Origin of the sequence: Flavobacterium azizsancarii (assembly GCF_027980145.1) — a bacterium.
Lineage (GTDB): Bacteria > Bacteroidota > Bacteroidia > Flavobacteriales > Flavobacteriaceae > Flavobacterium > Flavobacterium azizsancarii.
On the sequence record NZ_JAMZNK010000023.1, the window covers coordinates 70,590 to 81,890 of the forward strand.

12 protein-coding genes are annotated in these 11,301 nt (G+C 32.9%); 9 read left to right on the forward strand and 3 right to left on the reverse strand.

The genetic code is table 11. From position 1 onward, the window contains the following. Positions 1-16 precede the first annotated feature (16 nt). The 3 genes from NJT12_RS14450 to porX form a co-directional block, all read right to left on the reverse strand. Complete coding sequence (locus NJT12_RS14450; RefSeq protein WP_271336623.1) at positions 17-490, reverse strand: GNAT family N-acetyltransferase; 474 nt, start codon at positions 488-490, stop codon at positions 17-19. 114 nt (positions 491-604) lie between these two features. Continuing rightward, the gene (gene tsaE / locus NJT12_RS14455) at positions 605-1,012 is read right to left on the reverse strand and encodes a tRNA (adenosine(37)-N6)-threonylcarbamoyltransferase complex ATPase subunit type 1 TsaE (protein ID WP_271336624.1); all 408 of its coding nucleotides are present in this window, start codon (positions 1,010-1,012) and stop codon (positions 605-607) included. A 178-nt stretch (positions 1,013-1,190) separates the two neighbouring features. Further along, positions 1,191-2,744 carry a T9SS response regulator signal transducer PorX gene (porX, locus tag NJT12_RS14460; protein WP_271336625.1) on the reverse strand — a complete coding sequence of 518 codons (1,554 nt, stop codon included), beginning with the start codon at positions 2,742-2,744 and terminating at the stop codon, positions 1,191-1,193. Between the two features lie 221 nt (positions 2,745-2,965). On the opposite strand from porX, the gene NJT12_RS14465 reads away from it, so the two are divergent. The 9 genes from NJT12_RS14465 to NJT12_RS14505 all read left to right on the forward strand — a co-directional run bounded on the left by NJT12_RS14465 (position 2,966) and on the right by NJT12_RS14505 (position 11,143). Then, positions 2,966-4,195: an HD domain-containing protein gene (locus NJT12_RS14465; RefSeq protein ID WP_271336626.1), complete on the forward strand. Its 1,230-nt coding sequence runs from the start codon at positions 2,966-2,968 to the stop codon at positions 4,193-4,195. A 39-nt stretch (positions 4,196-4,234) separates the two neighbouring features. After that, positions 4,235-5,278: a UDP-3-O-(3-hydroxymyristoyl)glucosamine N-acyltransferase gene (gene lpxD / locus NJT12_RS14470; protein ID WP_271336627.1), complete on the forward strand. Its 1,044-nt coding sequence runs from the start codon at positions 4,235-4,237 to the stop codon at positions 5,276-5,278. Then, the gene (locus NJT12_RS14475; protein ID WP_271336628.1) at positions 5,271-6,659 is read left to right on the forward strand and encodes a bifunctional UDP-3-O-[3-hydroxymyristoyl] N-acetylglucosamine deacetylase/3-hydroxyacyl-ACP dehydratase; all 1,389 of its coding nucleotides are present in this window, start codon (positions 5,271-5,273) and stop codon (positions 6,657-6,659) included. The genes lpxD and NJT12_RS14475 overlap by 8 nt, the downstream gene beginning before the upstream one ends. Positions 6,660-6,732: 73 nt before the next feature. After that, on the forward strand, positions 6,733-7,518 hold the full coding sequence (gene lpxA, locus NJT12_RS14480) for an acyl-ACP--UDP-N-acetylglucosamine O-acyltransferase (protein WP_271336629.1): 786 nt from the start codon (positions 6,733-6,735) through the stop codon (positions 7,516-7,518). Positions 7,519-7,610: 92 nt separating this feature from the next. Next, a complete protein-coding gene (gene efp / locus NJT12_RS14485; RefSeq protein WP_271336630.1) occupies positions 7,611-8,177 on the forward strand; it encodes an elongation factor P in 567 nt (188 codons plus the stop codon). A 135-nt stretch (positions 8,178-8,312) separates the two neighbouring features. Then, complete coding sequence (locus tag NJT12_RS14490; RefSeq protein ID WP_271336631.1) at positions 8,313-9,242, forward strand: UDP-3-O-(3-hydroxymyristoyl)glucosamine N-acyltransferase; 930 nt, start codon at positions 8,313-8,315, stop codon at positions 9,240-9,242. A 1-nt stretch (position 9,243) separates the two neighbouring features. Next, the gene (locus tag NJT12_RS14495; protein ID WP_271336632.1) at positions 9,244-9,606 is read left to right on the forward strand and encodes a nuclear transport factor 2 family protein; all 363 of its coding nucleotides are present in this window, start codon (positions 9,244-9,246) and stop codon (positions 9,604-9,606) included. Between the two features lie 84 nt (positions 9,607-9,690). Next, a complete protein-coding gene (gene sucD / locus NJT12_RS14500; protein WP_047775108.1) occupies positions 9,691-10,563 on the forward strand; it encodes a succinate--CoA ligase subunit alpha in 873 nt (290 codons plus the stop codon). A gap of 154 nt (positions 10,564-10,717) precedes the next feature. Continuing rightward, on the forward strand, positions 10,718-11,143 hold the full coding sequence (locus NJT12_RS14505) for a hypothetical protein (protein ID WP_271336633.1): 426 nt from the start codon (positions 10,718-10,720) through the stop codon (positions 11,141-11,143). Positions 11,144-11,301 lie beyond the last annotated feature (158 nt).

Here is an 11,301-nt window from a genome sequence, read left to right on the forward strand (position 1 = left end):
ATACTACAAGATGAAATTATGGTATATTTTTCTCCATTTTAATGTCAGCTCTTTCATAGCTCACATCACCTAAAGGGATTTCAGTAAAACCAAATTTTTCATACAGATAAATTGCCGGAAGTAACTTTCGATTTGAATATAGAAATAGTTTCCTGATGTTATTTTCTCTAGCTATAGTCATGCAGTGAACTAATAATTTATTTCCAATTCCCAGACCTTGCGCTTTATCTGAAACCGCCATTTTACTCAATTCAAAAGTCACATCATCTTCTTTGAGTAAAGATACAGTTCCAAGAATTTCATTATTATATCTGGCATAATAAATAAATCCGCCTTTATCGATAATTTCTTCCTGAGGATTCGAGAGTACAATCTCGTCATTTTCTTCAACTCTGAAATATTTTTGAAGCCATTCCTTATTTAAGGTTTTAATTGGCTCTTTTAGGGCTGGAGAGAAAGGGATTATTTCTACTGTGTTTTCGAGGTTCATTTTATATATATGTTATTTCACAGAAATTAATGAAGAAGTTCTACAAGGGGCCGCAAATTTTTGTTAGAAAGACCTTTGTGTTTCTCTATTAAATCTTGGCAAATCTCTATAGAATTAAACTAGTACTAATTTTCTTTTTCCATCAGCCATTAGCTCAATTGTAACTACGGAATGTTCTTCGGGAATAAGATTTTTAATTTTTTCTGACCATTCGATAAAACACCAGTTTCCGGAATATAAATAATCATCAACTCCCATATCGAGCGCTTCTGTTTCTTTGTTTAATCGGTAAAAATCAAAATGGTAAACAATCTGATTATTAGTTGTGTAATATTCGTTAACTAAAGAAAAGGTTGGGCTGCTTGTAGCTTCTTCGACGTCGAGACTTTTGCATAATTGTTTGATTAAAGTAGTTTTTCCAACGCCCATTTCTCCATTAAAAAGTATGATTTTTTTTGGATTTGACGCTAAAATTTTTTCTGCTACTTCCTGAATTTGATCTAATGAAAAAACGATATTCATTGTACTGTATTTAATGTGACTGCCTGCTAAAGCAGACTATTTTTTGCCACAAAATTCACAAATTTTCACAAATTAAAAATTAAATAAGAGTATTTATTAAAAAAAATAATTTGTGAAAATTTGCGAAATTTGTGGCAACTTTTCTTTACTGCAAACTGAGACTGAAAACTCTTTTTTACTATTTAGGATTAAATACCAGAAACGGAATAATCATTTCTTCTAGTGAGATTCCGCCATGTTGATATGTATTTCTATAATAACTTACATAATGATTGTAGTTATTTACATAAGCCAAAAAGAAATCATTTTTAGCAAATATAAACGAGCTGCTCATATTTATGGCTGGCAAACCAATATCCTTTGGTTCTTTTACAACATAAACATCTTTTTGCTCGTATGTTAAACTACGACCAGTTTTATAACGCAAATTTAGACTTGTATTTTTATCTCCAACTACTTTCGATGGATTTTTTACATTAATTGTTCCGTGATCGGTGGTAAGAATTAATTTAAAACCTAGAAGTTGAGCTTGTTGGATAATCTCTAAAAGCGGAGAGTTCTTAAACCAGCTCAGCGTCAAAGAGCGATACGCTTTATCATCTGATGCAAGTTCTTTTACTACATCCATTTCGGTTTTGGCGTGCGACAACATGTCAACAAAATTATAGACTACCGTTACCAAATCATTGCCTTTTAAAGCTTTAAAGTTCTCGGCTAATTTTTTTCCACCGGCATAATTGGTGATTTTAAAGTAATCTTCTTTAATGTTTAGTCCTAAACGTTTTAATTGCGCGCTTAAAAACTCTGCTTCATACAGGTTTTTTCCACCTTCTTCAACGTCATTTTTCCAGTATTGCGGAAATTGTTTTTCCATTTCTGTAGGCAATAGACCAGAGAAAATAGCATTTCTCGCATATTGTGTTGCAGTTGGAAGTATAGAAAAGTAGGGAACTTCTTTTTCTAGTTTATAATAATTAGCTACAACAGTCTCAAATGATTTCCATTGGTCGTAACGCAAATTGTCAATTACAACAAATAAAATCGGCTTATCTTTCTTTTTGATTTCAGGAACTACTAATTCTTTGAATAAAGTATGGGATTGAATTGGTTTTTCGGCTTTTGGAGCAAACCAGTCTTCGTAATTTCTTTCGATAAATTTACCGAATTGCGAATTGGCTTCTACTTTCTGAGACTCAAGAATCTCAATCATTCCCTGATCATTGATGTTTTCTAATTCTAATTCCCAGAATATTAGTTTTTTATATAGTTCTACCCAATCTTCATAAGAATTGACCATTGCCATTTCCATCGAAATTTTTCTAAATTCTTTTTGGTAATCTAAAGTTGTTTTTTCGGAAATTAACCTTGAATGATCCAGGTTTTTCTTTAAACTTAATAAAATCTGGTTGGGATTTACTGGTTTTATCAAATAATCAGCGATTTTAGAACCAATAGCCTCTTCCATTATATATTCTTCCTCACTTTTAGTGATCATAATCATCGGAGTAGCTGATTTTTTTTCCTTCATTTCTGAAAGGGTTTCCAGACCACTCATTCCTGGCATGTTTTCATCTAAAAAGACAATGTCAAAATTACCTTCTTCAAATAAGGTAATAGCATCCAAACCATTATTACAAGTGGTTACAGCGTAGTTTTTTTTCTCGAGAAATAATATGTGGGGCTTTAAAAGATCGATTTCATCATCGACCCAAAGTATTTTTATCTTATCCATAAACGTGTTTAATTTTAATGCAATTTAGATGTATAGAACTTAAAAAGTATTAAAAATAGTATAAATTTCCGTATCACAAATGATGTTTTTTTTATAAAAACTTATTTCAAATTAAGTATTCCCTTGAAAATCACAACAATTTAATGTTGATTTTTAAATGAAAAACGCAAAGCTGTTTATGGTTATTTACTTATATTTGTTGACCTAAAAATAACCAAATAGTGACTCATATCAATAAGTTAAAAATATTCAACGACCCTATCTACGGGTTTATTTCTATCCCGAACGAACTTATTTACGACTTAATCCAGCATCCGTATTTTCAGCGTTTACGCCGTATTTCGCAAATGGGAATGTCGTATTTGGTTTATCCCGGAGCGAATCATACGCGTTTTCATCATGCATTGGGCTGTATGCATTTAATGCAAAAAGTAGTTGAAACACTTCGTTTTAAAGGTGTTGCAATTTCATCTGAAGAAGAAAATGCTTTGTTTATTGCTATCTTACTCCACGACATTGGTCACGGGCCATTTTCGCACGCTATGGAAAAAAGTATCGTCGAAGATGTGAATCACGAGGCAATTTCATTATTGTTTATGAATCAGCTAAATGACGAGTTTGAAGGGAAATTAAGTTTAGCAATTCAGGTTTTTAAAGGTGATTATCATAGAAAATTCATGTTGCAGCTGATCTCAAGTCAGTTGGATATGGATCGAATGGATTATTTAAAACGTGATAGTTTTTATACTGGAGTCGCAGAAGGTAACGTTAATTCTGAGCGTCTGATCCAGATGATGAACGTTGTTGACGGAACTTTGGTTATTGAAGAAAAAGGAATCTATTCTGTTGAGAAATTCTTACTTTCGAGAAGATTAATGTACTGGCAGGCTTATTTACATAAAACAAGTTTGGTAGCGGAGTTAATTTTGATGAATGTTCTAAAAAGAGCGAAAGAATTAACATTAAAAGGAATTAGTTTGCCTTGCAGCGAGCCGCTTTTGTATTTTATGCAAAATAAGGTGACTTTGGAGGATTTTGATACTGAGAAGTTGGATTTATTTGCTCAACTAGATGATTTTGATATTATTAGCGCCTTGAAAGCATGGCAAAAGCAAGATGATTTTATATTGTCTACTTTGAGTAAGATGTTGATTAATAGGGATTTATTGAAGATTAAATTAAGCGCTGAGAAAATTTCGGCGGAAGAGTCTCAATCTTTAAAAGAAGATTTTGCTAATAAGCATCATATCACACAGTTAGAGGCTGGTTATTTTATTTTTAGAGGAAAAATAAAAAATCAGGCCTATAGTAAAGAAGCTGAACCGATACGAATTTTGAAAAAAGATAAAACAATTGAGGATGTCGTAGAAGCATCTGATCAGCTGAATTTGAAATCGTTATCTAAATTGGTAACAAAATATTACATCTGTTTTCCAAAACAACTTATCTAAAATTAACATTTAAAATCTATTTTTTATATTTTTGTCGCAATGAAATTTACAGCAGAACAAATAGCGGGGATTTTAGAGGGAGAAGTTGTTGGGAATCCCAATGCAGAAGTTTCTCGGCTCTCTAAGATAGAAGAAGGGGAGGAAGGATCTCTTACTTTTTTAGCTAATCCAAAATATATCAATTATATATATACTACAAAAGCTTCAGTAACGATTGTTAATGACAGCTTTATACCTGAACAGGAAATTACCACAACTTTAATTAAAGTAGAAGATGCTTACGCTTCGTTTTCTAAGCTTTTACAATTTTACAATCAGGTAAAATTGAATAAAAACGGAATAGAAGCACATTCTTTTATGTCTGAAGGGACTAAATATGGCGAGAATTTATATTTAGGAAGCTTTAGTTATATAGGACAAAATGTTGCGTTGGGTGATAATGTAAAAATTTATCCTAACAGTTTTATTGGCGATAATGTTGTTATTGGTGATAATGTGTATATTTTTGCAGGTGCTAAAATTTATTCTGAAACTATTATTGGTAACAATTGTACGATTCATTCAGGAACTATTATTGGTGCAGACGGATTTGGTTTTGTTCCGGATGAAGAAGGAGTGTATAGCAAAGTTCCTCAAATTGGGAATGTCGTTATAGAGGATAATGTTGATATTGGAGCAAATACTACAATAGATCGCGCAACTCTTGGTTCTACAATAATTAGAAAAGGAGTTAAATTAGACAATCAAATTCAGATTGCCCATAATGTAGAAATTGGTAAAAACACTGTAATTGCAGCGCAATCCGGTGTGGCTGGTTCTACAAAAATAGGAGAAAACTGTATGATTGGCGGGCAAGTAGGTATCGCAGGTCACTTAATAATAGGTAATAATGTCAGACTGCAGGCTCAATCCGGAGTAGCAAGAAACATTAAAGATGATGAAACGCTACAAGGGACACCGTCTCTTGCTTATACTGATTTTAATAAATCGTATGTGCATTTTAGAAATCTACCTAAAATTGTAGCCGAAATTGATGAATTAAAAAAACAAATAATAAACCCAAAAAATGGAAATAATGGTTAAACAGAAGACCATCAAAAATGAAATTTCACTAACAGGCGTTGGATTACACACTGGAAAAGAAGTTACAATGACTTTTAAACCGGCTCCAATTAATAATGGTTTCACTTTTGTTAGAGTAGATTTGCAAGGTCATCCCGTGATCGAAGCAGATGCTAATTATGTTGTTAATACGCAAAGAGGTACTAATTTAGAAAAATTAGGTGTAAAAATTCAAACCCCTGAACACGTTTTAGCGGCACTAGTTGGTTGCGATTTGGATAACGTTATTATAGAATTGAACGCGTCTGAACTTCCTATCATGGATGGTTCTTCGAAATATTTTGTTGAAGCGATTGAAAATGCCGGTATTGAAGAACAAAATGCTAAACGTAACGTTTATGTAGTAAAAGAAGTTATTTCGTTTACTGATGAAACTACCGGAAGCGAGATTTTAGTAATGCCAAGCGATGATTATCAGGTAACTGCAATGGTTGATTTTGGTACTAAAGTTTTGGGTACTCAAAATGCAACTATGAAAAGCATAGCTGACTTTAAAGAGGAAATTGCTAATTCAAGAACTTTTAGTTTTTTACATGAGTTAGAGTCTCTTTTAGAGAACGGACTTATAAAAGGTGGAGATTTAAACAATGCCATTGTATATGTAGATAAAGAAATTTCTGACGCTACAATGGAGAATTTAAAGAAAGCGTTTGGTAAAGACAAAATTTCTGTTAAACCAAATGGTGTTTTAGATAATCTTACTTTACACTATCCAAATGAAGCTGCAAGACATAAATTATTAGATGTTGTTGGAGATTTATCTTTGATTGGAGTTAGAATTCAGGGGAAAATTATAGCTAATAAACCTGGACACTATGTAAACACTCAGTTTGCTAAAAAACTGGCTAAAATCATCAAAATTGAACAAAGAAATCATGTTCCTGTTTATGACTTAAATTTGGAACCATTGATGGATATTCATAAAATTATGGCCGTGTTGCCGCACAGACCTCCATTTTTATTAATTGACAGAATTATAGAAATGTCTGATAGTCATGTGGTAGGAATGAAAAATGTTACAATGAATGAAAATTTCTTTGTTGGACATTTTCCTGAAGCTCCGGTTATGCCGGGTGTTTTAATTGTGGAAGCAATGGCACAAACAGGAGGGATTTTGGTATTAAGTACTGTTCCTGACCCTGAAAATTACTTGACATACTTCATGAAAATTGACAATGTTAAGTTCAAGCATAAAGTATTGCCTGGTGATACCTTAATTTTTAAATGCGAATTAATTTCTCCTATCAGAAGAGGAATTTGTCACATGCAGGCAAATGCATACGCAAATGGAAAATTGGTAACAGAGGCAGAATTAATGGCTCAAATTGCAAGAAAACAATAATAATTAATCATTTTTATTGTTTACGTTTGTTGCCCAAATTAGACTATTTTAATATAAAATATAAAACTTACAGATGAATCAACCATTAGCATATGTTCATCCCGGCGCTAAAATCGCTAAAAATGTTGTAATTGAGCCTTTTACAACAATTCACAATAATGTTATTATTGGTGACGGTACTTGGATTGGTTCAAATGTAACCATCATGGAAGGTGCCCGAATTGGTAAAAATTGTAATATTTTTCCAGGTGCAGTAATTTCAGCCGTACCACAAGATTTAAAATTTGGAGGAGAAGATTCTTTAGCTATTATAGGTGATAACTGTACTATTAGAGAGTGTGTAACGATCAATAGAGGTACAGTTGCTTCAGGACAAACAATTTTAGGTAATAATTGTTTAATTATGGCTTATGCTCACATTGCACACGATTGTGAGATTGGTAATAATGCAATTATTGTAAATGGTGTTGCATTGGCAGGTCACGTTGTTGTTGGTAATTATGCCGTTATTGGAGGTTTGGCAGCCATACATCAATTTATTCATATTGGTGATCATGCTATGATTTCTGGTGGATCTTTGGTCAGAAAAGATGTTCCGCCATATACAAAAGCAGCAAAAGAACCGTTATCCTACGTAGGAATCAATTCAGTAGGTTTAAGAAGAAGAGGATTTAGTACTGAAAAAATTAGAGAAATTCAGGAAATTTACAGAATTTTATACCAGAAGAACTACAATACAACGCAAGCTTTAAGTATTATTGAAGCCGAAATGGAAGCTACTCCTGAGAGAGATGAGATTTTAGATTTTATCAGAAATTCATCAAGAGGAATTATGAAAGGTTATTCAGGAAATTATTAGATAAAAGTTGAATCGTTTATTTGTGAATCGTTAAATCGAAAACAGATAAACGATTTAACGATTCAACAAAATATTAAATAAAACAAAACAAAATGGCATCTACATCAGATATTAGAAACGGATTGTGTATTAAGTTCAATCACGATATTTATAAAATCGTTGAATTTCTTCACGTAAAACCTGGAAAAGGACCTGCTTTCGTAAGAACAAAATTAAGAAGTTTAACTACAGGAAGAGTATTGGACAATACATTTTCGGCAGGACACAAAATAGAGGATGTACGTGTTGAGACACATACTTATCAGTTTTTATATGCTGAAGGAGATGAGTTTCATTTTATGAATACAGAATCTTTTGAGCAAATTTCTTTGAATAAAGCAATTTTGGATGCTCCGGGATTGTTAAAAGAAGGAACAAATGTTATGGTTCAGGTTAATACTGAAACTGATTTGCCTTTATCTGTAGATATGCCTGCTTCTGTAATTCTGGAAATTACTTATGCTGAGCCAGGAGTTAAAGGAAATACAGCTACAAATGCTACAAAATCTGCTACGGTAGAAACTGGCGCAACTGTAAATGTTCCTTTGTTTATCAATGAAGGTGATAAAATTAAAATCGATACAGCTTCAGGGAATTACATGGAGCGTGTAAAAGAGTAGTTTCTTAATTGGATAATTTGTCAATGAGTCAATTAGAAAATTAGTGAATCATCACAATTTTGAGTATTCATTTTCTGATTGACACATTTTCTAATTGGCACATTTTCTAATTGACAAATTTTCTAATTTAAATATATGAAATTTCCAAAGATTCATTCTTTACAAGAAATTGCAAATTTGCTTCAATGCGAATTTATAGGTGATCAAAACTTTCCGGTTTCTGGCATGAACGAAATACATGTCGTTGAACCTGGAGATATTGTTTTTGTCGACCACCCAAAATATTATGACAAAGCTTTACAATCAGCAGCTACTATTGTTTTAATAAATAAAAAAGTAGATTGTCCGGAAGGTAAAGCTCTTTTAATTTCTGATGATCCTTTCAGAGATTTTAATACCCTGACCAAGCATTTTAGACCTTTTCAAGCTACGACTGTTTCTATTGCTCTTTCTGCAACTATTGGAGAAGGAACAGTAATTCAGCCTAATTGTTTTGTTGGGAACAATGTTACAATTGGTAAAAACTGTTTGATACATCCTAATGTTACAATTTATGATCATACAGTAATTGGTGATAATGTAATCATTCATGCCGGAACTATTTTAGGAGCTGATGCGTTCTATTATAAAAAACGTCCTGATGGTTTCGATCAGTTACTTTCAGGAGGAAGAGTTGTGATTCAGGATAATGTGGGTATAGGTGCGCTTTGCACAATCGATAAAGGGGTTACTGGTGATACCACTATTGGCGAAGGAACAAAACTCGATAATCAGGTACACGTTGGGCATGATACTGTAATTGGTAAAAAATGTCTAATCGCGTCACAAACTGGTATTGCAGGTTGTGTTATCATCGAAGACGAAGTTACAATTTGGGGTCAAGTTGGTACTACCAGCGGCATCACAATAGGAGCTAAGGCTGTTATTATGGGACAGACCGGAGTAACTAAGTCAGTAGAAGGAGGTAAATCATATTTTGGAACTCCAATCGAAGAATCAAGAGAAAAGTTAAAACAATTGGCCAATATCAAAAAGATTCCTGAAATTTTAAATAAATTGAAGTAATATGTCTATTAAAGAATTTGTTCAGAAATTTTACAAGTCAGATGCCTTAATTGATAGCGAAATCATGAAAACCTATTTGCATCCCGATGTAAAGTTAGATTGGAATAGCACGAAAGGATTAATTGAGATGGATCATAATTCGATGTTAGATATGGCGAATGAGCTAAGTCGTGCTTATGTACGATCAAAAGTAAGAATAAGCCATATTTTAGCCGAAGACGACTTGGTTTCAGTTCGATATTCTCATTTTGTGAAAACGATTGAAAACCCAAGAGAAGAGATGTTATTGGCACATTTTGCTATAATTTGGCAAATAAAAGATGATAAATTATATCGAGGTTATCAAATGAGTCAATTTTCTTAATTTTTTTGAAGACAAAAAGGTTAAAATACGTTACAAAACCTTACTTTTGCATCACAATTTTAAAAACTACATAAAATATATATCATGAGTGTTTTAGTTAATAAAGATTCCAAAATAATTGTTCAAGGATTTACAGGAAGCGAAGGAACTTTCCACGCTTCTCAAATGATTGAGTACGGTACTAATGTTGTTGGTGGTGTTACTCCGGGTAAAGGAGGAACGAGCCATTTAGATCGTCCGGTTTTTAATACAGTAAAAGATGCTGTTGAGCAAGCTGGAGCTGATACATCTATCATTTTTGTACCACCAGCTTTTGCTGCTGATGCAATTATGGAAGCTGCTGATGCTGGAATCAAAGTAATTATTGCTATTACAGAAGGAATTCCTGTAGCAGATATGATTAAAGCAAATAATTATGTTAAAGAAAGAAATTCTAGATTAATCGGGCCAAACTGTCCGGGAGTAATCACTCCGGGTGAAGCTAAAGTTGGTATTATGCCAGGTTTCGTTTTCAAAAAAGGAACAGTTGGTATCGTTTCTAAATCGGGAACTTTAACTTATGAAGCTGCTGACCAGGTTGTAAAACAAGGTTTAGGAATTACTACAGCTATTGGTATTGGTGGAGATCCAATTATTGGAACTACAACTAAAGAAGCTGTTGAATTATTAATGAACGATCCAGAAACTGAAATTATCATCATGATTGGTGAAATTGGAGGTCAATTAGAAGCTGATGCCGCTAAATGGGTTAGAGCTGATGGTAACCGTAAACCAGTTGTTGGTTTTATCGCTGGAGAAACTGCTCCTGCTGGTAGAACAATGGGGCACGCAGGTGCTATTGTTGGTGGTTCTGATGATACAGCTGCTGCTAAAAAACAAATTATGAGAGACAACGGAATTCACGTTGTTGATTCGCCAGCTGAAATTGGTAAAAAAGTAAAAGAAATATTAGGATAATTTCTAATATTCAAAATAATAAATTCCAAAAAAAAGTCTCAATATTTTGTTGAGACTTTTTTACATTTTTAAAATGTGCGGAACAAAATTAAAAATCTCAGCAACTTAGTCCCTATATCTATCAGGATAGACTTAGAAGCTTAAAATAAGAAATATGTACAAAGAATTAGAAAAATTTAAAGTAAGCAATAGTTTTACTTTTACAACAGAAGACAGTTTAGAACAAGTTTGCAATGCTCCTGAGGCTGGCGCAGGTGTTTTTGTTGTTTATGCTGTTGGTGATGAAAAAGAGTTAATTATGGTAGGTTCTACAGGAACTGTTCAAAATGATGGAACTCTTAAAAGTAAAAATGGCGGATTGTATGATAAAATTGTAAACGGTCATCAATTTGCTAAAACCGGAAGAAAATATTCTTGGCCGGCACAAATGAAGTTAGAAGGTATCTCTACTCTTGAAGTTGTTTGGTACGAAACTTATAACGCAGATGTAAAAGGAATTCCTACTGCAGTTGAAGGTCAGGTTTTGCAAAATTTCTTAGATGAAAATGCAAAATTACCAAAATGGAATGTAGCTTTCTAAAAAGCTTTTTTTCGAATAAAAATTATCAAAAGCCTTGCTATTTATTTGAGGGCACTGAAAAACATCCCTTATTTTTGATCAGGTTTATTTTTTAGACAATAAAAAACGCTTATAACAGGATTTAAAAATATCCGTTATAAGCGTTTTTCGTTTTATAA